This is a genomic window from Helcobacillus sp. ACRRO (assembly GCF_022347125.1).
GTDB classification, from domain to species: domain Bacteria; phylum Actinomycetota; class Actinomycetes; order Actinomycetales; family Dermabacteraceae; genus Helcobacillus; species Helcobacillus massiliensis.
Genome location: NZ_JAKRNG010000010.1, coordinates 54,721 through 77,472, shown reverse-complemented (window position 1 = coordinate 77,472; position 22,752 = coordinate 54,721). Strand labels below are relative to the sequence as shown.

The window sequence follows — 22,752 nt, the reverse complement described above, 5'->3', positions numbered from 1 at the left end:
CCCGAGGACCGTCCGATCGACCTGGGGGATGCGAACGCGATCGTGCTGGGCATGGGCACGGTGGGTCGTGCCGCGTACCGTGAGCTGACCGAGGAGTACGGGTACTCCGTGCTCAGTGTGGAGCACGACCACCAGCGCGTGACGGAGATGCGGGCGTCGGGCCTCGGGCACGTCTACGACGAGTAGCCTGCCAGTCCTCCACAGTCGCGTCAGTACCGCTCGGGTTCTCTCGCGGGGATCTGCGAGAATGGCGGCATGCTTTCGCTGACTCCCCCTGCTGCCCGCACCGCTGAGAGCGGACTGTTCATCTCCCTGGAGGGCGGCGACGGCGGCGGCAAGACCACCCAGATGCCGCGCGTGCACGAGTTCCTCTCCAGCCCCGAGAGCCCGTTCGTCGGCTTCTCCTCGGGGGCCGACGGGTCCCGGCCCGGCGGGGCTCCGACCGGCCCGCCGGTGCTGCGGACGAAGGAGCCGGGCGGCAGCGCTCTGGGCGCCGAGCTGCGTTCCCTGATCCTGCATTCGGACCATGTGGCGGACCGCGCGGAGGCGCTGATGTACGCCGCGGACCGCGCCCACCATGTGGAGACGGTGATCCGGCCGCATCTGGACGCCGGCGGGATCGTGCTGACGGACCGGTATCTGGATTCGTCGGTCGCGTACCAAGGGGCGGGCCGCACCCTGCCGGTCGAAGACGTCGAGTCGCTGAGCATGTGGGCGGTGGGCGGTCTGATGCCGAACCTGACGCTGCTGCTGGACATCGCACCTCAGAAGCTGGCGGAGCGCCGCGATGTGGGGACGCATGACCGGCTGGAGCGCGAGGCCCTCGACTTCCATGAGCGCGTCCGTTCCGCGTACCTGGAGCGTGCGGCGAAGGAGCCGGACCGGTGGGCCGTGATCGATGCAGGCGCGGGGATCGATGAGGTCACTGAGCAGCTGCGGGACGCCATCACCGGATGGGCCCGCACGCACGCCGCCGTGGTGGCGGAGAAGCTGGGACAGCTGTGAGCGTGTGGGATGAGGTCGTCGGCCAGCGGGCCGCGATCGAGCAGTTCACGCGGGCCCTCGCCCCCGGCGGGAATCTGGCGCAGGCGTGGCTGATCGCGGGGCCGCCCGGGTCGGGCCGGTCGATTGCGGCGCGGGCGTTCGCGGCGGCGCTGCAGTGCGAGCAGGCCAACGGGTGCGGGCAGTGCCACGCGTGCCGCATGGTCCTCGCGGGGTCCCACGCCGATGTGTCGGTGGTGGCGACGGATACGCTCTCGATCTCGAAGGATGAGGTGCGGTCACTGGTGGCGACTGCGCAGCGCTCCCCCGCGACCGCGCCGTACCGCATCATCATCGTGGAGGATGCGGACCGGATGAGCGCGGGCACGTTCAATGTGCTGCTGAAGGCGATCGAGGAACCGCCGCCGCGGACGATCTGGATGCTGTGCGTGCCGTCGGCGCAGGACATGGCGCAGACGATCCGGTCCCGCTGCCGGCTCGTCACGCTGGTGACACCGGCGCCGGCGGATGTGGCGGACCTGCTTGCGCGCCGGGACGGCGCGGATCCGCAGACGGCGAGCCGGGCGGCGCGGGCAGCGCAGGGCCATATCGGGATTGCGCGCCGGTACGTGCATCAGCCGGAGGCACTGGCTCAGCGCGAGGAGGCGGCGCGGGCGCTGCTGGCGCTGACCAGTGTGGGCGGCGCGGTTGCATATGCGCAGAAGCTGGTGGAGGCGGCGAACGCGGAGGCGAAGGATGAAGCCGACCGGGTGGCGCAGTCGCAGCAGGAGGAGTTCCTGCGCGCCACGGGTCAGGAAGCTGCGGGGCGGATCCCGCCGCAGCTGCGGTCGCAGCTGAAGCAGCTGGAGGATGAGGCGAAGAAGCGCGCCACCCGCATGACCCGCGATGTGATCGACCGGTTCCTGCTGGACATCCATTCGGTGTTCCGCGATGTGCTGACCCTGCAGCTGAATGCGGGCGCGGAGATCATCAACGAGGGTGTGATGGATGCTCTGCAGGCGCGCGCGGAGTACAGCACGCCGGCGTCGAGCCTGGCGATGCTGGATGAGGTGGGGACGGCGCGTGAGCGCATCGGCGGGAACGTGCCGCCGCAGTTGGCGCTGGAGGCGCTGCTGGCTCAGGCCGCGCTCGGCTGAGCGGGGCCCACGGGGTCAGTCCTTCGCCTGGTCTTCGTTCGCGACGTCATCGCGCGTGCTGTCATCGGCCTGGTCGGCCTTCGCGCCATCGGCCTCAGCACCGTCGCGCTTGCCGTCCTCGGCCTTGGCGGCGTCGGCTTTGGCGGCGTCGGCTTTGGCGGCGTCCGCCTTCGCGGCCTTCTCGATCTCCTTCTGCAGGAGCTTCTCGTCGATGATCGACTTCTCCTCGAAGCGATCCACAAAGTCCACTTCGTTGTCGTCGAGAACCGCCGGCGGCAGCTCCTCACCGGTGGATTCGTCACCGGACCGGGTCTCCGAGTGGGCGCCGCAGCCGTACTGCAGGGACACCACGCGACCATCTGCCGGGGACCATTCATTGGTGCACACACCGAACTCCTGGCGCAGCGACCCGGACAGCAGGGACAGGAACCCGCACGAGGAGCAGTGCGCCTGCACCGTGCCGCGGCGGCGACGGTTGGACAGCGGCTTCGGTCCGAAGTCGCTGCCGTGCCAGCGGGTCGCGGCCTCCTCGCGGCCCTCACGGGACAGCACACGGGGGCGCCCCAGGCCCAGCTCCCACTGCACCGCGCGGTCCTCCTCCGCGGCGTCGGTCTGCTCGAAGCCCTGGTCGAGGCGCTCATCGAACTCGCGGTACGGGAGGACGTCGTCGGCTCCCACATCGGAGGGGCGCAGGCGCTCCGCCCACGGCTTCCACTCCGGCGCCAGGAGGGCGTCATCGCCCGGGACCAGCGCGGTCTCGCACACCGTCGGCTGCTTCGCGCGGGGCGCGCGCGCAAGCGTCACGATCCAGTACCAACCGGCGTAGCCCTCGATGGTGGATTCGAACACGTGGGTGACCAGGCGTTCGCCGGTCGCTTCGGCGCGCACATGCGCACCCACCTGTCCTGACTCGGTGACGTCCACGAGCGCCTCAGCGGCCAGGTCAACGGCCGCTGCGCTCACGGCGTCCAGCTTCGCCTTCTTCGTCATGCTCACGCCTCGAAATCGTCGGCAACGGCACGCAGCACGGAGGCGATCTTCTCCGCCTGCTGCTTCTCGGGGTAGCGGCCGCGGCGGAGCGACGTCGAGGCTCCGTCCAGCAGCTGCATGAGGTCCTCAACGATCAGCACCATGTCCTTCGCGGGGGTGCGGCGGTTGCGCGCCACGGACGGGCTGCGCTCCAGGAGCTGAACGGACAGCGCCTGGGGTCCGCGGCGACCGTCGACCATGTCGAACTCGACGCGTGTGCCCGGACGCAGGCTGGTCAGACCATCGGGGAGGACCGAGGCGTTCACGTATACGCTGGTCCGATTCTCGCTGGTGATGAATCCGAAGCCCTTCTCCACATCGAAGAACTTCACTCGTCCCTTGGGCACGTCTCTCGCACTCCTCGTTCTCAGCTCGCCTGCGTCAGCGGTCGCAGGGTTCTGCGCGCGACGCATCTGTGATCGTTGATCCGCTCCAGTCTACCCGGCGGGCCGCCACACCCTGTACGCGGGAACGGGCCTCTCCTCGGTCGGCTCCACCACGAGCGACGGGTCGATCGCCGCCAGCAGACGCCGCAGCAGCCCCGCTGTGAAGCCCCACACGAACGCATCGTCATCCGGGTCGTCCGGGTCCTGCGGCAGATCGTACGCCTCCCCCATGCTGCGGCCCATCGCCCGCGCCCAGCACACCACCGCCGGGTCGCTGAGCGAACCGGGGCCCCGCAGCGGCGGGCACAGCACCCGGTGCACCTCCGCTTCGCTCAGGGTGAGGGAGGCGGGGACCGACGGCATCCACGCGATGACCGGCACCACCCGGATGTCCCGCAGCGCCAGCACCACCGGGGGGAGGGCCCCGAGCACCGTGAAGCGGTCCGCGCTCAGCCCCACCTCCTCCCATGTTTCGCGCACGGCGGTGGCTTCGGCGGTGGCGTCGCCCGGGTCGCGTCGGCCGCCCGGCAGCGCGAACTGGGCCGGCTGGGAGCGCATCGTGTGGGCGCGCTCCTCGATGAGGATCGCGGCGTCGTCCAGGCTGGTGCCGCTGATCAGCGCGAGCACCGCCGAGTCGGATACGGCGCCGTCCTGGGCGGGGACATCAGCCCAGGGGCGCTCGGCGGCGAGGTGGGTGCGCAGGGCGTCGAGGAACGCGGGGACCCCGTCAGGACTGGGCGGAGTGCTCACGCAACCCCCACCTGGGGGCACGCCTCCTGCAGCGGGCAGGCGCCGCAGTCGGGCCGACGCGCCGTGCATACGCGCCGCCCGTGCAGGATCATCTGATGGCTGAGCAGGGTGAGGTCGGTGTCGCCGTCGGCCGCCTCCGCCACCGCGACCACGTCCTTCTCGATCGCCAGGGGGCTCTTCTTCGCGCTCCAGCCGAAGCGCGCGGACAGGCGGCCCACGTGCGTATCAACGGTCAGCAGGGACTGCCCGAACCAATTGCCGCGCACCACGTGGGCCGTCTTGCGGCCCACTCCGGCGAGGGCTTCCAGCGCGTCCTGATCGTCCGGGACCTCGCCGCCGTGGTCGGCGAGCAGCTGCTGGGAGAGCCGGATGACCCGTTCCGCGCGGCGCGCCCCCATGCCCAGGGGGTGAAGGATCTGCGCCACGTGCGCGTGTTCGGCCTCCGCCATCGCCTCGGGCGTGGGATAGGAGCCGAACAGCGCGGGGGTCACCTGGTTGACGCGCACATCGGTGGTCTGCGCGGACAGAACGGTCGCCACCAGCAGTTCGAAGGCGGTGGTGAAGTCCAGTTCGCAGGCGGCGTCGGGGTACAGCTCGTGCAGGACGGTCCGGGCCGTCGGCATGGGCAGAGGGGCGCGGTCCGCGGCGCCGCTCGGAGCGGGCGTGGTCACTGGGAATCTCCGTTCTCTCACCCGTTGATCGATCAGGGGATGTACCCTGTCATGCGTACACCATCACAAGGCTCAGGAGACCATCATCGTGGACGAAAACATCGTACGCTCATCCCCCCTGTTTGCCGCGCTCGACGACGACGGCAAGCAGGCCGTCCTCGACTCGATGACGCAGGAGGACTTCCACCGCGGTTCCGTCATCTTCCGCGAGGGGGATCAGGGCGACCGCCTCTTCATCCTCGGCTCCGGCAAGATCAAGGTGGGCCACGCGTCGGGTGACGGCCGTGAGAACCTCCTCGCCGTGCTCGGCCCGGGCGAGACCCTCGGTGAGCTGTCCCTGTTCGACCCGGCTCCCCGCAACGCCACCGCCACCGCGGTCGCCGAGACCACCCTGTACTCGCTGACCCAGCAGGACCTGTACCGCGTCCTCGCGCAGCGCCCCGAGGTGGCCCGCCACCTGCTCGCCTCGCTCGCACGCCGCCTGCGCAAGACCAACGACTCCCTTGCGGACCTCGTGTTCGCGGACGTTCCCGGTCGCGTGGCGAAGAACCTGCTGGACCTCGCGCAGCGCTTCGGCCGCCAGACCGATGACGGCATCATGGTCTCCCACGGCCTCACGCAGGAGGAGCTCGCCCAGCTGGTCGGCGCTTCCCGTGAGACCGTCAACAAGGCCCTCGCGGACTTCGCGTCCCGCTCCTGGATCCGCCTTGAGGCACGCGCAGTCCTGCTGATCGACATCGAGCGTCTGCGCCGCCGCGCACGCTGACCCAGCACGAAGAAGCGCCCCGCTTCCCTCACGGCGAACCGGTTCCGGTTCGGACGGTGAGGAGACGGGGCGCTTCTCTCTGTCCAGCGGGGTCCGCTGCGAGACAGGGCGCTGCGGCGGGGCCGACGGGGTCGGGGCTGTTCAGTTGCCCGACAGGTACTCGATCGCCGCTTCCACATTGAGAGCGGCCGCGGACCGCAGCTGCGCACGGTGCTCCTCCGGCACGAACGACAGCTGCTCGCCGTACAGGTGCTCCACCGTCTGATCCACCGTCAGGTCCGCCCACATCGCCGCCTGCACCTCCCGGATTCGCGCCTCACGATGCTCGATCAGCGCGCCGAGGTGCTCATGGATCGCCTGCGGGCCCTCGATCTCGTCCCCGTGCCCCGGATGGATGGACACCAGGGTGCCATCGGCCGCCATATCGCGCAGGAAGCCGAGGACATCAAGGTAGGTGCGCAGGGACCCGTCGGCCATGATCACCGACGTGCCGTGCCCGAGAACGGTGTCGCCCGTCAGAAGGCGCCCGCCCGGCAGCAGCAGGCAGAGGGAGTCGCCCGTGTGCCCGGGGGTGCGGATCACCTCCGCGACGGGGTCATCCATCGGGCCGATCAGGTCCGGGATGGGGGTGCTGCGGGGCACGAGGTGGGGGTCGGCGGCCCACACGGGGATCTCACGGCGACCGGACCGCCTCGACGCGGCCGACAGAGCGCGCTGCAGCGCGGCCACACCGTCGGTGTGATCGGCGTGATGGTGCGTGAGCACGATGCCGCCGACCTCATGGGCGCCGGTCGCGACGACCACGTCCAGCAGCTCCTGCAGGTGGTCGCGATCGGCCGGACCGGGGTCCACCACCCACACGGTCTCGCCGCGGGTCAGGAGGTACGAATTGGTTCCGGACAGCGTCATCGGGCCCGCGTTGGACGCGCGGACCCGATGAAGTCCAGTGGTCACCGGAACTCGGCGATGATGTCCACTTCGACGGGGACATTCATCGGCAGAGCGGCGACGCCGACGGCGGCGCGGGCGTGCTGACCGACCTCACCCTCGAACACGCTCCCGATCAGCTCGGACGCGCCGTTGATGACACCGGGCTGGCCGTAGAAGTCGGGGGCGCTGGACACATATCCAGTCAGCTTCACGATGCGGGTGACGCGGTCGAGGTCACCGATCTCCGCCTTGATGGCGGCCAGTGCGTTCAGAGCAGCGGTCTGCGCATGCTCCTTCGCGCTGTCAGCGCTGACCTCGCGGCCGACGGCGCCCTCCTCCGGCACCTCGCCGTTGACCACCGGCAGCTGACCGGAGGTGTACACGAGGTTGCCGACCACGACTGCCGGCACGTATGCGGCCAGCGGCTTCGCAGTCTGGGGCAGGGTCAGGCCGAGTTCGGCGAGGCGCTTCTCAACAGCGCCGGTGGACTGATCGCTCACTGGTCTCCTCCGATGATGGGCCGCTTGAAGTAGGCGACGAGGGATTCGGGGCCCTGCGGGCCCTGGATCACCTGGACGAGCTCCCATCCATCGGAGCCGAAGTTATCCAGAATCGCCTTGGTGTTATGGATGAGCAGGGGCGTGGTCAGGTACTCCCATGTGGTGTGTGCAGTCATACCACCAAGACTACGCGGTCTTCTCGTGAGCGGCTTCGAGGACATCGAGCCAGTCCACCACCCCGGGATGCTGCCGCAGCAGGCGGCGGCGCTCACGCTCGGTCATCCCGCCCCACACACCAAACTCGATCCGGTTGTTCAGCGCATCGGCGAGGCAATGATTGAGGACTGGGCAGCCGCGGCAGAACTGCTTCACACGCTGCTGATCCGCTCCGCGGACGAAGAACTCATCGGGGTCCAGTTGTGCACAGGCGCCTTCGGTGGCCCAGAACCGTTCCTCTGTCGGTGTGCGGACGCTGACTGCCGTCACGGATGTGCTCCTTGGAATCGACACTGATTCGAATGTGACCTACATCCTAGGGAGCTGTGCAGCGTTTTCACAAAACGGGGGCTGCGACTGATTGGAGGACCCGTCGGCCCCGACGCCCCCACGCACCACCCCCACATGGTGTTCACCTCGCGTGCGCGACTGGAGGGGGTCCATTGGGTACTCTGGGTCGCATGGCCCAGACCGAAGCACCGCATCAGCGCCCCGCCGGCGAGCAGCACTCGGTGTCGCTCGCGCTTTCGCAGATCGTCGTCCTGCTCGCGGGGCTTGCAGCGGTGTGCACACTGGCCGGGGTCATGATCGCGGCGCTGTTCCTGCCCGCGGTGGCGCTCACCTCCACCGCCGCAAAGGACGGCGCGGAGCTGTTCGACTCGCTGCCCAGCCAGCTCGAAGTCCAGCCGCTGAACGAGGCGTCCCATATCAAGGCGTCCGACGGCACCCTTCTGGCCACCTTCTACTCCGAGAACCGCATCATGGTCCCGCTGGAGGAGGTGTCCCCCCACCTGCAGCACGCTGTGATCGCCGTGGAGGACCGCCGCTTCTACGAGCACCAGGGCGTGGACGCCAAGGGCACGCTGCGCGCCCTGGCCTCCAACGCGCGCGGCGGTGACACGCAGGGCGCGTCCACCCTCACCCAGCAGTACGTGAAGAACGCACTGCTGGCCGACGCCATGCAGCGCGGCGACAAAGAGGCCATGAAGAAGGCGACCGAGCAGTCCTATTCGCGCAAGCTGCGCGAAGCGAAGCTCGCGATCTCCGTGGAGAAGCGGCTGTCGAAGGAGGAGATCCTCGCGGGGTACCTCAACGCCGCCCAGTTCGGGCCGTCGCAGTACGGAGTGGAGACCGCCGCCCAGCACTACTTCTCCAAGAGCGCCAAGGACCTCAACCCGGGCGAGTCCGCCCTGCTGGCGGGCGTCACGAACGCACCGAACTACTATGACCCCGTCGCGCACCCGAAGAACGCGAAGAAGCGTCGCAACGAGATCCTCCGCAAGATGCGGGCCGAGGACTACATCAGTGACGCGGAGCTGAAGAAGTACTCCGAGCAGCCCATCAAGGACATGCTCAAGGTCAAGAACATCACCGCCGGCTGTGCGGACGCGGAGGGCTCCGGCTTCTTCTGCGACTACGTCACGAAGTCCCTGCTGAGCGACCCGGCGTTCGCGCCCACGTTCGAAGAGCGCCGCAAGCTGCTGTACGGCGGCGGACTCACCATCACCACCACGCTCGACCCGAAGCGCCAGAAGATCGCCGAGGACGTGGTGAACCGCCGCGTCCCCGCCGAGCACTCCAACGGCTTCGGCCACACCGTCGTGAGCGTGGAGCCGGGCACCGGCAAGATCCTGACCATGGCGCAGAACCGCGTGTACAACCCGCGCCAGGACGCCAAGGAGAACGAGACGTCCCTGAACTTCAACGCCCCCAAGCACATGGGCGGCGGCAGCGGCTTCCCCGTGGGCTCCACGTTCAAGCCGTTCGTGCTGACCACCTATCTGCAGCAGGGCGGGTCCATCTGGGACACGGTCGCCACGAACCGCGAAGTGTTCCGCGAGTTCCCCGCGAAGTGCCTCGGCTCAGGCCGCTGGTTCGAAGGTGCCGGATGGAACCCGGACAACGCCGTGAGCGTCACGCTGCCTCCGAACCAGACCGTTCTGGACGCCACGAAGTTCTCGGTGAACACCTCCTACGCCCGCATCGCTCACCGCTCGGACCTGTGCGAGATCGCCGACACGGCCCGCTCCATGGGCGCCGTCCCGGCGTACTGGGACACCTCCAAGAAGGAGAACCTCAACGTCCCCGTGGAGGACATGTACAAGACGGACCTCTCCCCCGCCGTGCTGGCGCTCGGCGAGCTGAACATCTCCGCCCTGGACATGGCCGCCGCCTACGCGACCTACCCGGCCGGCGGCAAGTTCTGCCGCCCGGTGGCGATCACCTCGGTCACCAACCGCAAGGGTGAGGAGCTGCCGATCACCGGCGGCGAGTGCAAGGACGTCATCAAGCCGGAAGTGGCGGACGCGATGTCGTGGACGCTCATGCAGGACCTCTCCGACCCGAAGGCGACCGGTAAGGGCATGACCATCCCCGGCCACGACGCCGGCGGCAAAACCGGAACCTCCGGCAGCCAGTTCCACACGTGGTACGTGGGCTTCACCGGCCAGGAGTCGACCGCTGTGTGGTTCGGCAACCCGACCTCCAATACCCGCCCGGGTGGGTTCAACGTGGACGGTCAGCCGCTCCGCCGCGGTCACGTGTGGGGCAACACGGTGTCCCTGCCGACCTGGCATGAATACATGAAGCGCTCACATGAGGGCCTGCCGAACAAGCCGTTCCCGCCGGAGCCTCCGAAGCCAGATGCAGCGGAGAAGAAGCAGGACGCGCAGGAGCGCGCCGCACAGGAGAAGCAGGTGGAGCAGGAATCCGGCGGCAAGAAGCCGACGGGTCCCGATGCCGCCGAAGGCGACACCACCGCCCCGGGCCAGGAGGGCGACTGATCATGACGGGCCTGCCCCTCTCCCGTTCGCCGCTGGGCATTGCGGCGACCGCTGTCGGCGCGGCAGGGTTCGCTGTCGCTGCTGGTGCGCACGTGTGGGCTCGGCACATCGAGCCGAACCTGTTCGAGGTGCGGGAGCTGTCCCTCCCGGTGCTGCCGACGGGTGCCGGCCGCCTGCGGGTCCTGCACATCTCCGACATCCACCTCGCCGTGGGACAGGAGCGCAAGATCGAGTTCCTGCGCTATCTCGCCACCATGAAGCCGGACCTGGTGGTGAACACCGGTGACAACGTCTCCAGCGCCGCCGCGATCCCCGTGCTGCTGGATGCGCTGGGGCCGCTGCTGGAGCGTCCGGGCGTGTTCGTGAACGGCTCGAACGACAAGTACGCGGCCGGCAAGCGCAACGTGTTCCGGTACTTCCTGCCCGACCCTCGCGAGGAGGGCGGTCCGAAGGATCCGCCGCTGCCGACGGAGCAGATGACCGACGCGTTCACCGCGGCAGGCTGGCTCGAGCTCAACAATGCGCGTGGCACACTGCAGATGTCCGGCTGCGACGTTGACTTCGTCGGCGTGGATGATCCGCACCTGGACCATGACGAGTTCCCGGCGCCCGATGGTCGCGGGGACTCCGTCGGCCAGCCCTCCCCCGCCGGCGACGTCGCAGCCCAGGGGCGTCCGCGCCTGCGGGTCGGGGTGATGCATGCGCCGTATCAGCGGGTCATCCGCGAGATGGTGGAGGACGGCTCCGATGTGCTGTTCGCCGGGCACACCCACGGCGGCCAGTTGGCCCTGCCGTGGTTCGGTGCACTGGTGACGAACTGCGACCTGCACCGGTCGCAGGCGAAGGGCGTGTCGATGCACCACGGTGTGCCGCTGCATGTCAGCGGTGGCCTCGGCGCGAACCCGTTCTACAACATGCGGATGTTCAACCGCCCCGAAGCGACCCTGCTGACGCTCAAGCAGCGCCGCGCCTGAGGCCCGCTCGCCGCTGCCGCCCCCCCCCCACGTGCACCAGAGGGTGTCGGAGCGCACGCTGATGCGAGTGAGTGGTCACACTCACTCGGCGCCGATTCGCGCCGCTGCAGGGGGACATGTACAGTTGAGGGGTCCGTGTGAGCGGACGGTCACGGGGTGTGGCGCAGCTTGGTAGCGCGCTTCGTTCGGGACGAAGAGGTCGCAGGTTCAAATCCTGTCACCCCGACCAGTACAGGCCTATTCAATCCTGTGGGCTGAGTAGGCCGGTGAAGTGCTACAGATGAGGAGCCTTCCGCAGAAATGCGGGAGGCTCCTTTTCTTTTCCCGACGTGCTTCGTGCTGGCCTGCTGCGCTGTTGGCGCAGTGTCGTAAGCGGTGCTGGGTGCGCCATTCGTGGAGCGTGGCGCTAGCCTCGGTGCGTTCGCTGGTGGTCGTGAGGTCGTCGTCGGTGATGCTCACGTTGATGCGGCTGAACGGTGCTGCGAGCAGGTCGCGACGGATCGTGTCGGGGACGCCCTGGTAGAGGTCGCCGGAGCGTTCGAGCAGATCGACGTAGGCGAAGACCTTCTCGACGCCGTGGTGGATGCGCTCGGCGGCGCGCGAGAGCTTTTCCTCGGGCGCGCCTTTTTGCAGGGCGACGGCTTCGAGGCGTTCGCGGAGTTTCGCACTGTTCAGGGTGCCGTCCGCGGCGAGGTCTGCGACGGCGTTCTCGACGGCTTCGAGCGGCACGGTGCACATGGTGCAGAGGCTGCGCTGTTTCGCGGTGCAGACGTAGTACTCGTAGGTGCCGCCGTTGCCGTGGTGCTGGGAGCAGACGAGCCTGGAGTCGCGCCCGTCTGCTGTGCATCCGGCGCAGTACAGGAGGCCGCGCAAATAGTGGAAATGGATGCGGTCACGATCCCCGCGCCGGTTGCGTCCGTCGAGAATCTTCTGCACCGCCAGGAAGACTTCTTTCTCGATGAGTGGCGTGTGCCTGCCGGGGTACAGCGTGCCCTTGTAGCGGATCACGCCGGTGTAGTACCGGTGGCGCAGAATCTTCGCCAACTGGCTGCTGGACAGCGGTCGTGCGGGGCACTTCGCCGAGGGCCGGGTGGTGAGCCCCTGGTTTTCGAGCATGGCCTGGAGCTGCGTGATTGAGTACTGGCCGGTCGCGTACTGCACGAACGCCCACACGATCAGCGGTGCGCGTTCTTCATCGACGTCGATGGTGTTCACGAGGCGCCCGTTGAAGTCTTTACGGACGTTGAGATAGCCGAGCTTCGCGCGTCCGACCGAGCCGCCGCGCTCGACCTTGTGGACCATCTTGATCTTGATGTCCTCTCCGCTCATGCGAACCTGGAGTTCGTTGACGACATCGGTGATTGCTTCCATCGCGTCGCCCATGCAGTCCTCGCCGAAGTCAGTTTCAGATCACGCAGGAGGATCGCGAGGAATTCGAGCAGCTGATCGTGGGGATCGCACAGCACGTGAGGCTGTTCGGGGAACCTATCCCTCGAGATGTCTTGGCAGTGAAGGGATTCGCATCGAACTAAGAGGTCAAACTCCGTAGTTTTCACAACACCACCACTGGCAGAAGCGCCGCCAACAAGGTGCTGACCGTCCGCACCCGCGAGGAAACCCGAGCACAGCTCGAAGTCCTCGCCGAACGAACTCAACGAGCGCAGCGTGACCGAGGAAACCCGGATCGCGCTGGAGTACTGGGTCGAGAAGTCCAAGACCGACCCAGTTGTGCTCGAACGGGCGGAACAGGTGCGCGACAAGATCGAACGCGAGGCTGAGACGAAGCGCAACGCAATCGCGGCCGTTCTCGGAAGCAGCGGAGTTAGGTCTGCTTCCACATCACCTAAGCAGGCATCTGCCTGATCATGCAGGGGAGGTCAGGTCAAGGAGCACGAACTGTCACAGTCGTGCCCAGACCTGCCGCCCCCTCATCGAGCCAGTTGAAAGCCACCGAGCCGCTCGGAGAGCGTGCCCCGAGCGCGGTGAGCGAGCACAGGTCGGCGTCGTGAGAACGAATAGCGAGGGGAAGACCGAAAGCACCTTAACAATCGTCAGGCTCTCCCTTGTAGTCAGTCGTAAAACATGAAAGAGTCGTCACACACAACGCACGCGGCAAAGACGAAGGGCACAGACTCGATGATAAATGACGCCGCAGCCACGGGGACGGCCCGCAGCTTCACCGGCTTGATTCATCGGCATCCGTTGCTGTCCTTCTTCACACTTGCGTATCTCGGCTCTTGGCTCGCGTGGAGCCCGTGGTGGCTCTCATCGAACGGGCTGGGCCTCTTCTCCTACGAGTTGCCGTTCAGGGCGATTGCGGGCATCAACCAGCTCGGAATGTTCGCCGGGCCGTTCATTGCAGCATTCCTCGTGACACACATCATTGAAGGTCGCGACGGTGTGAAGCGGCTGTGGCACACCATCACTCAGTGGCGCGTAAAGAAGCTTGCATATGTGCTCGCGCTTCTTGTTATCCCCGCGGCAATTATCGGATGCTATTTCCTTCTTCCTGGTGGGCTGTCGATTGGAGAAGCTGTCTCCTTCAGCGTAGTGGGGACGCTCGCAAGCACATTCTTCATCTATCTTCTCGGTGGCCCTTTCCAAGAGGAGCCGGGATGGCGAGGCTTCGCACTTCCTCGCTTGCAGAACATGTTTCATCCGATCGTGGCCGCGCTGGTTCTTGGCGTGGTGCACTGCTTCTGGCACACACCGCTGTTCTTTACTGAGGAGTGGGACACTGCCCGGAGCGACCTCGGTCAGCTCGTTGCATATCTCGTTCTTGTCGTGAGCCTGTCGGTCGTTCTGTCGTGGCTTGTCAACGCGGCGCGTGGGAGTGTGCTGGTGGCAATCCTCGGCCACAACACCGTTAACTGGGCGCTGTTCGTTGTTGCAACCTTGACCGGAGAGGCAGTGGCCAACAACTGGCCGGCCGCCATCGGCATGACCGCGATTGCCGCCCTTGCGATTATTGTGACGCACGGCCGGCTCGGCTACAAGCGCGACTAATCGCGGCTCGGTCTACTGTGGTGTGTTTACCCGAGTTCGGGTCTGACAGCGCGGAGAAACAGAGCCATGCTGTTGTCTATTTGACTACAGTCTGCGCCTTGCCAGTGACGCAGTATCCGTTCATAATCGACGTCACAATGACAGCGCGATCTACCGTAGGCGTGTCCTCACCAGGCCCTGACCCTGCGAACCATTCTGGAATCGTTCTTGACTCGAAACTTCTACCCCTTGAAAATGAACAGGAAAAACTGCGAGCAATGAGCCACGATGACGCGGCAGCATACGCCGAGGGCACTAAGGATCAATCAGTTCGCCTCTATGCCCACCTGCCGCAAGCCTAGTACTCTTCGATGTGAATAAAAACGGAGCCGAAGTTGGCTTCTGGCTCCACCCCAATCACCGAGGCGAAGGGCTGACCAGCGCCGCTCTAAAACTTGCCGTGGAGTTCATTGGAAAAAGTCCTATCCCGAACCTCACAGCACGGACTATTCCAGAAAACACCGCGTCTCAGCGAGTATTGGAGCGGGCAGGCTTCGAACTTGTAGACCGAAATGTGAGCGCTGCCCCATCAGGCAAGGAAGTCGAACCACTGAACTACCAACGAAGCACCCAGGTCTAAGAATCTCCCGAACAGTATTGCGAACGTAGTCGTGTGTTCGCCCGCTTCGTAGCGATCCACCACCTCCTGGCGCTGTTCGGGCCTAAGGCGCGTCCACTTCCGGTGATGTTGAGGTGCCGTGGTATAAGCCGGTCGATCACCGGAACTGCACAGAATCTCGCGGATCTGAGTGACGCTGACCCCTGTTCCATATTTGTTTGAACAGAGAAGAATAAGGGCGACCATGTGACTGCACGAACCATCGCTCGTTGATGAGTCGGACAGCGGTCAGAGAGAAGAGGCCCGGGAGACCGGGGCTCTTCTTCTTTGCTGCTGCGCCTGCCAGGGCGAGCGGCACCCGTCGGCCCCCATCCCCCACCCTCACGACGATCGGTGTGCGCATTCGGGCTTTTCCGCCGCCGAATCCCGAACGCGCAGACGAATCGTTCCCGCACCGCGTTTCGGGAATGTGCGCGGGCACACAGCCTGGCCTGCCAGAATCGGCGCATGAACGATTCGCGCATCCCCGCCCGTCTGCCGCTCCTCCCCGCCCCCGACTCCGCACTGTGGATGCGCGAGGACTGGGTAGCCACGGACCCGTTCGAGGAGGTGTCCGTCGGCCTCAACAGCGACCTCGACGCCGACGAATACTCCATCACCATCAACCCGACGGGCGCCTCCATCACCGCCGGCAGTGACAGCGCCCTCGCCGACGGCCGCAACGCCTTCGCCCAGATCGTGCTGTCCGCCCGCGCCGCCACCGGCGCCCTCACCGGGGAAGTCGCGATCCCCGGGGTGGTGATCTCGGATCGTCCGCTGCATGCCTGGCGCGGACTGATGCTCGATGTGGCGCGGCACTTCCGCCCCATCCACGAGCTGAAGACGATCATCGAAGCGATGGCGATCTTCCGCCTCAACGTTCTGCACCTGCACCTGACCGACGACCAGGGGTGGCGGTTCGAGGTGCGCAGCTACCCGCGGCTCACCGAGGTGGGCGCGTGGCGCGACGCGACGGTCGTCGGCAAGCCGACGTTCACCGACGCCGATGAGTACGTTCAGGAGCGCCACGGCGGCTTCTACACGCAGGCCGAGCTGCGAATGCTCGATGACTACGCGGCCGACTTCGGCATCCGGATCGTCCCGGAGATCGACCTGCCCGGCCATGTGCAGGCGGCCGTCGCCGCCTACCCGGAGCTCGGCAACGACCCGCAGCGGCAGCTGAAGGTCCGAGAGACCTGGGGCATCTCCGAGCACATCCTCGGGGTGTCGGATGCGTCGATCGCGTTCATTCGCGACGTGGTGCAGCAGGCGGCGCAGGTGTTCTCCTCCCCGTACGTCCACATCGGCGGTGACGAGGTGCCGATGACCGAGTGGGAGCACAACCCCCAGGTGCCGGAGCGCCTGGAGGAGTGGGGTCTGGAGCGCCTTGAAGCGCTGCAGGGCCATCTGATGGGCATGGCGGTGGATGAGCTGCAGAAGGCGGGCAAGACCGCGGTCGTGTGGGATGAGGCGCTGGAGCGCCACGTCCCGGACGGTGTCGTGGTGATGAACTGGCGGTCCGTGGACGGTGTGCAGGTGTCGCTGGATCGGCGCTTCTCCACCGTCATCGGCAACCAGGAGCACCTGTACCTGGACCGTGCTCAGGCCCGCCGCGGGGAGCCGCTCGCGCAGACCGACCAGGTGCTGACCGTGAAGGACATCCTGTCAGCGGAGCTCGCCGGTGAGGACGTCCATGACCAGAGCGGTGTGCTCGGCATTCAGGCACAGATGTGGACGGAGTACGTGGCGGATGAGGCGCACCTGCACCGCATGCTGTTCCCACGCCTCGTGGCGGTCGCGGAGCGCGCTTGGAACGGTCAGCTGGAGGACGTGAAGGACGCGAAGCGGCGCGTTGAGGCGCAGACGGGTGTTCTGCGGCAGCTGGGGATCCAGCCGCACGACTGATGCGGTCAGCGCTGCGAGCGCCGGCCCCGTTCGATCTGCCGCCCCACCCAGAGGGACACGCTGCCGGAGAAGATCAGCAGCGCCGTCACCGACGTGTACACCGCGAACATCGTGGAGTCCTCGGGGCGCAGGCCCGCGAGCAGCGCGTTGATGCCGCTGGATGACTCCTTCGAGCTGTTCTCCCCCACCAGCTGCGGGTCGATCGACACCGCCACCCGAGCCCGCGAGTGCAGACCACTGCGGTCCTTCACGTGGTACTCCACTGGAGTGGTGCGGCCGCGGAACCCGGGCACGGGGGTGAAGCGGACCGCGCCGGCATCGGTGACCTCCCAGACCCCTTCATCGGGGATCTCGAGGCGACGGCCGGTGCCGGTGGTGAGCTCACTGATGTTGGTGGCCCGGGCCGAATGCAGCTCCAGGGTCGCCGCGTCGAACGGATCCGCGGCAGCCGCAGGAGTGTCGTTGGCGAGCACGTCAATGGTCTGGGCCTCTTCGGACCCGGTCTGGACGTCGTCGTCGCGCAGCGTGGGGACCCGGCTCGCGTACTGGACACCGAGAGTGGAGGCGCCGATGTTGCCGGAGGCGCTGCCGTTGACCGTGTAGGTGACGGGCGTGGGCGACTTCTTCAGCCCGTTCACCGGAGTGAACGTGACGGCGACGGTGTCCTTGTTGAACTCCCATTCGCCTTCACCGGGGACGGTGAGGAGGGTGCCGTCGCTGGACAGTTCGGACCCGTCGGGCATGTTGACGGTGGAGAACTGCAGCGATTCCTGCTGCACGTGCAGGGACCCATCGAGGGGGTAGAACAGCGCCTTTTCGCCCCACACAAGGGGCTGGCTCTGGGCGCTGAGCTGCGGGTACCCGACCTGGAGCGCGCCGATGGAGGCGGTGTGGCCCGAGGCGTCGGAGCCGCGCACACCCATGGAGGAGACGGCGTGCACGGAGGAGTGCTCCGGGGCGAACACGACCGTACCGGCGTCGCGGTTCAGCGCCCAGGTGCCCTGCCCCTTGACGGTGACGCGGTCCTTCGCCTTGTTGACGGTGGTGGTGTCGTCGGAGAGGGAGGGGACGAGTTCGAAGGTGGCCGGGTCGATGTTCTGCGCCTTCGCACCGAGGTCGAATTCGACCCGATCGCCGAACGGTGCGGAGGAGACGATGTCCGGGACCGCGGGCGTAACCACCCGGATCTTCCCCGGTGTGAGGACCTGACCGTTGCGGTCGGTGCCGCTGAAGGACACGGTGGACGGCTGGCGCCCGAGGCGCGGCTGCTGGGGTGTGAACACGGCGTTGCGGCCGTCGGCGGAGAGGGACCAGGTGCCTTCCCCGGGCACGACGAGACGGCGGCCGCTGTCGGTCTGGACGGTGCCGCCGGGCATGGAGTCGAGGGACAGGCGGATGCTGCCCGGGTCGACGAGTTCGTCGTCGATGCCGAGGTCCACGCTGATGGCGTCGCCTTCGCTCGCGGTGATCTGGCGGTACGGCAGGCTCGGGTAGGAGACGGTGATGGTGGTGGGCAGCGAGCTGCGACCGCTCTCGGACTTCACTCGGATGGTGGCTTTGCGCGGGCCCTGCTGGCCTGATCCTTCTGGGGTGAAGGTGATGGTAGTGCCGCTGATCGACCAGGTTCCCTGCCCGGAGACGGCCTGGTGGGTGAGGCCGTTGTCGAACCTGAGGGTGGTGAGGTCGAGCTGCAGGAGTTCGGCGGTGGACATGTGGTCGGCGAGATCGAAGCGGGCGGCGGAGCCGGGGGTGCTCTTCACTTCGGTGCTGTCGAGGGGGATTTCGAAGCCGTCGACGTCGCCGAAGCCCTCGGTCGGCAGGTCGGGCTGGGCGGTGGGAGCCGCCGCCGCGGGGTCCGCATCCGCACTCAGGGCGACGGGCGCGCCCAGCAGGACCGCGCTGAGCGCGGCCGCTGCCAGGGTGCTGCTGCGACGGGTCACCGTCAGGATCCGTCGGCTGGGACGAAGCGGATCGGGGACACCGAGGAGTAGCGGTCGTCCTTGATGGCGACCACGCCGACACCGCCGATGAACGGCGCGAGCGCCTGCGGGTTCTTGCCCGGGTTGGCGAGCATGACCTGGAACCCGAAGTGGCGGAACGACTCCATCGCGGCGGTGATGAACTTGCCGGCGCCCTTCGAGAACGCCTCGTCGATGATGATGGGGGCGTACACGGGGACGTCCGCACCGGTGCCGGCGAGCTGGTAGCGCAGCGCCGCCGCCAGGCAGAACGTGGTGAGGCGCTCGTTCTGACCACCGGAGAGGGGGCCGCCGGACTCGTGGGCGTGGACCACGGTGCCGGCCTCGTCGACCTCTTCGGCGTGGAAGTGGACGTGGCGGCGCACATCGAGGATCACGCGGGAGGCGAGGTCGTCCTTCGTACGGGCCCGGGTGATGATGTCCATCAGGGTCTGCAGCGCCTGGAACCGCTCCTCCGCCTTCTCCCTGTCCTTCGACAGGTCGTTCTCCAGCGTCGCCCCCACGGCATCGTCCAGGGCGCGCTTGAAGTCGTCGAGCGCCGCCAGGTGCACGGGACGCATCGACAGCTGCAGGTAGCGGCCCCGGTGGAACTCCACCTGCGCCAGCAGTTCGTTGATCTTCTCCAGGCGCTTGCGGATCTGCGCGGGTTCGCGCGCGATCGCGGTGGCGAGCGCCTGCACGTCCCCGAGGGTGTTGCCGGTGAAGAACTCGAAGAATCGGTCCTCCACCTCCGGCAGGCGCTCCTCCTCGATCTGCTGCAGGATCGCCAGGAAGTCACCGGCCGCCTCGAGGGAAGTGTCGGTGTCGGCGCCTTCGGCGGGCCAGCGGCGCGCGAACTCCCGCATCGAGGTGCGCATGTCCTCCTCCGCACGGGACTGCGCACGGGTGAGCTGCATCAGCTCCGCGTCGAGGGTGGCGGAGGCGTCCTTGGTGACGCGGTCGATGGTGGACAGGCGCAGAGTCGGTGAGATCGCGCGGAACCGTTCGGTGAGGTCCTCGCGGGTCTCCTCGCTGATCTCACGGGTCTCCAGGCGCTGCTCCGCTTCCGCAGCGCGGCTGGTGGCCTGCTCCAGCTGTTCGGTGATGCGGCCCAGCTGTCCGGTGATGTCCAGCAGCTCCTGGTCGCCCTCGCTGATCTCCTTCTCCACCTGGTCGATCTGGCGCGCCAGCTCCGACAGGGCGCCGGATCCCTGCTCCGCGGCGCGGACCATCTCACCGAGGTTGGCGATGCGGCGCGCAACGGAGGCGGCATCGATGTCGTCCCAGGTGACGGCGCTGATGGCCTGGAGGGCGAACAGTTTGTCGCGGCGGGCAGCCGCTTCCTGCTCGAGGTCCTTGCGGCGGGCCTGCGCCTCGAACAGGGCCTGTTCGGCGCGGGTGCGCTCCCGTTCGAACACGGAGCGCTTGGCGCGGTTGTCGAAGCCGAGCACCCACTGGGAGCGGTCGTTGATCTGCCGGTCGGTGTTCTTCTCGTGCCGGGTGGCGGAGTGCTTGATCTGGCCGGACTGGAGCACGGCGCGCGGCAGGGTGGTGAACTCCTGCAGGTCTTCGGCGCACACGTAGTCCATGCGGGAGGCGATCTCACCGGACAGCCAGGCGTGGAACTCCCCGTCCTTCACCTCGATCTTCTCCGCGAGGGTGCGGGGGCGGATCTGGCGGGCCGGCTGGCGGGCGTCCGTGTTGACGCGGTTGTAGGACACGCGCCGGCGCAGCTTCATCTCATTGATCTCGCCGGCGAACGCGCGGTAGATCCGCTCGGGCACGAGAATGGAGCGGGCGAGGCCCCGCAGCGCCTGCTCAGCTGCCGCGGTCCACTTCTCCTCCCCTGCGCGCACCTGCAGAAGCTCTGCGGCGAACGGCAGATCAGTGGGAGGCACTCCGACGCGCTTCGCGAGGAGGTCCCGCACCGCGATGTCGTCACTGTGCAGGTTGGAGGCGCGGGACGACAGGGAGGCGAGCTCCTGTTTGGTGCCCTCGAGGTCGGCGGCAAGTTCCCGCACCCGCGCTTCCGCTTCCCACTGGCGCTGGTGGTCGTTCTTCTCGTCGGCGGTGAGGCCGTCCCGCATGCGCGCAACATCGCGCTGCAGCGACAGGAACGTCTCCTCGTTGGAGGGGCTGCCGAGCTCCACGGTGGCGAGCTGGCTGGAGAACTCGGTGGCGCGGGAGCGGCGCCGGTCGCGCTCCACTTCGAGACCGGCGATCTGCTTCTTCCAGTCGTCGATCTCGCCGCCGCCGGCGGAGCGGCGCTGCTCCTTCAGCTGCGCGAGGTCCTCGCGGGCTTCGGAGACGTCGGAGCTGACGCGGTTCTGCTGCGCCCGCAGGCGGTCCTGTTCACTCTGCAGGCGGTCGTTCTCCTCCGCGAGAAGCCGCACGAGGTGCTCGGCGGCGAACGCGTCGATGTCGCCGCGACGGTCCACCAGCTCCCCACCGCGCTGCTGGGCGTCCTGCCAGGTGGCGTGGGCGTCCTTCAGGCCGGAGAGGACCGCTTTCTGCTCACGGGCAGTGACGAGCGCGGCGTACACCTCGGAGAGGTTCTGGAAGTTCGCGAGCGCCTGGTCGGCGAGGTCGAAGGTGCGCGGCTCCTCCAGCATGTAGTCGCGCAGCAGCGCGTTGATGTCGCCGAGCTCCTTCGCGGACTGGATCTTGTGCAGGAGGCTGAGGGCCTTCTCGTCGGGGATGCCGAGCAGCTGGGAGAAGCGCGCACGGTAGTCGCGGAACTGGCGGAACACTTCGGTGCCGGCCAGTTCCTTCTCCAGGGCGCGGCCCTCGATGCTGGTGGTGACGAAGGGGCGCAGTTCGGCGGCGTCGTAGGCTCGGTCGGAGATGACATAGAGGCTCTTGACGTCGGAGTCGGCGGTATGGCCGGCGTGCAGGAGCAGCATGCGGGTCAGCTGGATGAGGTCACCGCGGCCGTTGCCGTAGCGCAGGGAGATGACGGACAGGGTGGTGCCGTCGCGCAGCACTTCCTGGCTGAACTCGCCGGTGTCGGCGGCGTAGTGCATCGCCCAGGCGCCGCGCACGTAGGAGGCGACGGTGCGGCGGGACTTCTTCTGACGCGGGCCCGCGTCGGATGCGGCGGCGTTGAAGTGGAGGGTGCGCGGCGGGGTCAGCAGGGCGCTGATGGCGTCCAGGAGGGTGGACTTGCCGGTGCCAGGGCCGCCGGTGAGGAAGAAGCCCTTGGACGAGATGTCGAGGTCGTGAGTGCCGTGAAAGGTGCCCCAGTTGCTCAGCTGGACATGGTTGAGGCGCCACTGCCCGGGGTGCGGGTGGTCGGGGTCGGTGACGGGCGGCTGTTCGGGGGCCGACGGGGTCTCGTCGTCGAGCAGGCTCTGCTGGATCACTGCTGATCCTCCTTGTCGTCGGCGTCAGCGGCGGTGTCTGCGGTGGTGTCGGTGTCGAGGCCGACGGATTCCACATCGACACCGGCGCCGCGGTACAGCTCGATGAACTCGCGCGCCGTGTCCGGGGTGATCATCAGCTTCAGCACGGGAGAGACCTCATAGGAGTCCCCCTGCTCCTCCAGCAGGGCCGCCCGCTGCAGCTTCGCGATCGAATGGCGGACGTCCTTCGCGAAGCCCGCCTCGTCGGTGGAGTCGGTGCGGCGGTAGGCCGCGAGCGCCGCCAGCAGCTCCGCTTCGCTGACCACTGCGCGCTGCCCGCGGGACGCCTGGGTGAGCAGGTGCTGGCGCAGCATGAGCAGCAGAACGGAGTCAAGGCGGTTGAGGCCGCTGAGGCGGCGCAGCAGCTTCGGGGCGTCCGGGTCGCTCTCGCTCTGGCGCACGAATGCGACCTGGGAGTCGTCATCGACGATCAGTTCGAGGAACATGTCCGCGAGTCGGTTCTCGATGGCGGTGCGGTCGCGCAGCAGCTGCCCATAGCGAGCGGTGTCCTTGCGGCCGTCGAGGTAGGGGCCCTGCAGGAGGGCGACCAGGACCCGTCGGGACTCCTCCACGAGGGCGCCGCCGGTGCTGCCGGCGCTGCGGAGGTCCTCCTCGTCGGCGAGGCCCCAGTCCTCGAGGGCGCTCTCGCCCAGTTCGGATCCCTGGCTCATTCGCCCTCCCTGATCGTTCGGCTGTGCACCG

Annotated in this window: 21 protein-coding genes and 1 tRNA gene; 10 read left to right on the top strand and 12 right to left on the bottom strand. The window is 67.6% G+C overall.

Annotated features, from left to right (window positions below; all coding sequences use genetic code 11):
- The 3 genes from MHY20_RS05485 to MHY20_RS05475 form a co-directional block, all read left to right on the top strand.
- Positions 1-186, top strand: a 186-nt coding sequence (locus MHY20_RS05485; protein WP_239375483.1) for an NAD-binding protein, incomplete at its 5' end; no start/stop codon positions are given.
- A gap of 69 nt (positions 187-255) precedes the next feature.
- Positions 256-1,005: a dTMP kinase gene (gene tmk / locus MHY20_RS05480; RefSeq protein ID WP_239375481.1), complete on the top strand. Its 750-nt coding sequence runs from the start codon at positions 256-258 to the stop codon at positions 1,003-1,005.
- A complete protein-coding gene (locus MHY20_RS05475) occupies positions 1,002-2,138 on the top strand; it encodes a DNA polymerase III subunit delta' (RefSeq protein ID WP_239375479.1) in 1,137 nt (378 codons plus the stop codon). The genes tmk and MHY20_RS05475 overlap by 4 nt, the downstream gene beginning before the upstream one ends.
- Before the next feature lie 15 nt (positions 2,139-2,153).
- Here MHY20_RS05475 and MHY20_RS05470 read toward each other — a convergent pair whose 3' ends face one another.
- From MHY20_RS05470 to nth, 4 genes are all read right to left on the bottom strand, one after another.
- The gene (locus tag MHY20_RS05470; RefSeq protein ID WP_239375477.1) at positions 2,154-3,128 is read right to left on the bottom strand and encodes a DUF3027 domain-containing protein; all 975 of its coding nucleotides are present in this window, start codon (positions 3,126-3,128) and stop codon (positions 2,154-2,156) included.
- Positions 3,129-3,130: 2 nt separating this feature from the next.
- On the bottom strand, positions 3,131-3,514 hold the full coding sequence (locus tag MHY20_RS05465) for a cold-shock protein (RefSeq protein WP_239375475.1): 384 nt from the start codon (positions 3,512-3,514) through the stop codon (positions 3,131-3,133).
- Between the two features lie 90 nt (positions 3,515-3,604).
- Positions 3,605-4,303 carry a CoA pyrophosphatase gene (locus tag MHY20_RS05460; protein WP_239375474.1) on the bottom strand — a complete coding sequence of 233 codons (699 nt, stop codon included), beginning with the start codon at positions 4,301-4,303 and terminating at the stop codon, positions 3,605-3,607.
- A complete protein-coding gene (gene nth, locus MHY20_RS05455) occupies positions 4,300-4,974 on the bottom strand; it encodes an endonuclease III (RefSeq protein ID WP_239375473.1) in 675 nt (224 codons plus the stop codon). Before nth ends, MHY20_RS05460 begins: the two co-directional genes overlap by 4 nt.
- An 88-nt stretch (positions 4,975-5,062) precedes the next feature.
- On the opposite strand from nth, the gene MHY20_RS05450 reads away from it, so the two are divergent.
- Positions 5,063-5,740: a Crp/Fnr family transcriptional regulator gene (locus MHY20_RS05450; protein WP_183376166.1), complete on the top strand. Its 678-nt coding sequence runs from the start codon at positions 5,063-5,065 to the stop codon at positions 5,738-5,740.
- Between the two features lie 141 nt (positions 5,741-5,881).
- On the opposite strand, the gene MHY20_RS05445 is transcribed toward MHY20_RS05450, so the two are convergent.
- Genes MHY20_RS05445 through MHY20_RS05430 form a run of 4 tightly spaced genes read right to left on the bottom strand, consistent with a single transcriptional unit; the run spans position 5,882 to position 7,656 of the window.
- Entirely contained in the window at positions 5,882-6,694 is an 813-nt protein-coding gene (locus MHY20_RS05445; RefSeq protein WP_239375472.1) for an MBL fold metallo-hydrolase, read from the bottom strand.
- A complete protein-coding gene (locus MHY20_RS05440) occupies positions 6,691-7,170 on the bottom strand; it encodes a RidA family protein (RefSeq protein WP_183376339.1) in 480 nt (159 codons plus the stop codon). The genes MHY20_RS05445 and MHY20_RS05440 overlap by 4 nt, the downstream gene beginning before the upstream one ends.
- Entirely contained in the window at positions 7,167-7,346 is a 180-nt protein-coding gene (locus MHY20_RS05435) for a DUF4177 domain-containing protein (protein WP_183376164.1), read from the bottom strand. Before MHY20_RS05435 ends, MHY20_RS05440 begins: the two co-directional genes overlap by 4 nt.
- Before the next feature lie 10 nt (positions 7,347-7,356).
- The gene (locus tag MHY20_RS05430; RefSeq protein WP_183376162.1) at positions 7,357-7,656 is read right to left on the bottom strand and encodes a WhiB family transcriptional regulator; all 300 of its coding nucleotides are present in this window, start codon (positions 7,654-7,656) and stop codon (positions 7,357-7,359) included.
- Positions 7,657-7,847: 191 nt separating this feature from the next.
- Between MHY20_RS05430 and MHY20_RS05425 the strand changes: the two genes are divergently transcribed.
- The 3 genes from MHY20_RS05425 to MHY20_RS05415 all read left to right on the top strand — a co-directional run bounded on the left by MHY20_RS05425 (position 7,848) and on the right by MHY20_RS05415 (position 11,372).
- A complete protein-coding gene (locus tag MHY20_RS05425; RefSeq protein WP_239375471.1) occupies positions 7,848-10,169 on the top strand; it encodes a transglycosylase domain-containing protein in 2,322 nt (773 codons plus the stop codon).
- Between the two features lie 2 nt (positions 10,170-10,171).
- A complete protein-coding gene (locus tag MHY20_RS05420; RefSeq protein ID WP_239375470.1) occupies positions 10,172-11,143 on the top strand; it encodes a metallophosphoesterase in 972 nt (323 codons plus the stop codon).
- A 152-nt stretch (positions 11,144-11,295) separates the two neighbouring features.
- Positions 11,296-11,372: transfer RNA gene (locus MHY20_RS05415), tRNA-Pro, on the top strand.
- Positions 11,373-11,380: 8 nt separating this feature from the next.
- Here the strand turns inward: MHY20_RS05415 and MHY20_RS05410 are convergent.
- Positions 11,381-12,526 carry a recombinase family protein gene (locus MHY20_RS05410; protein ID WP_239375469.1) on the bottom strand — a complete coding sequence of 382 codons (1,146 nt, stop codon included), beginning with the start codon at positions 12,524-12,526 and terminating at the stop codon, positions 11,381-11,383.
- A gap of 282 nt (positions 12,527-12,808) precedes the next feature.
- Between MHY20_RS05410 and MHY20_RS05405 the strand changes: the two genes are divergently transcribed.
- From MHY20_RS05405 to MHY20_RS05395, 3 genes are all read left to right on the top strand, one after another.
- Entirely contained in the window at positions 12,809-13,006 is a 198-nt protein-coding gene (locus MHY20_RS05405; protein WP_239375468.1) for a hypothetical protein, read from the top strand.
- Positions 13,007-13,279: 273 nt separating this feature from the next.
- Complete coding sequence (locus tag MHY20_RS05400) at positions 13,280-14,149, top strand: CPBP family intramembrane glutamic endopeptidase (RefSeq protein ID WP_239375467.1); 870 nt, start codon at positions 13,280-13,282, stop codon at positions 14,147-14,149.
- Between the two features lie 1,105 nt (positions 14,150-15,254).
- Positions 15,255-16,691 (top strand): family 20 glycosylhydrolase, encoded by a 1,437-nt coding sequence (locus MHY20_RS05395; RefSeq protein ID WP_239375466.1) that lies wholly within the window; start codon positions 15,255-15,257, stop codon positions 16,689-16,691.
- Between the two features lie 5 nt (positions 16,692-16,696).
- Here the strand turns inward: MHY20_RS05395 and MHY20_RS05390 are convergent, their stop codons facing one another.
- From MHY20_RS05390 to MHY20_RS05370, 3 genes are read right to left on the bottom strand one after another with little or no spacing between them, the layout of a single operon-like run.
- Complete coding sequence (locus MHY20_RS05390) at positions 16,697-18,631, bottom strand: Ig-like domain-containing protein (protein ID WP_239375465.1); 1,935 nt, start codon at positions 18,629-18,631, stop codon at positions 16,697-16,699.
- Between the two features lie 2 nt (positions 18,632-18,633).
- Complete coding sequence (locus MHY20_RS11610; protein ID WP_343217732.1) at positions 18,634-22,011, bottom strand: ATP-binding protein; 3,378 nt, start codon at positions 22,009-22,011, stop codon at positions 18,634-18,636.
- Positions 22,008-22,721, bottom strand: a complete 714-nt coding sequence (locus MHY20_RS05370) for a DUF4194 domain-containing protein (protein ID WP_239375463.1) — start codon at positions 22,719-22,721, stop codon at positions 22,008-22,010. Before MHY20_RS05370 ends, MHY20_RS11610 begins: the two co-directional genes overlap by 4 nt.
- Between the last annotated feature and the right edge of the window lie 31 nt (positions 22,722-22,752).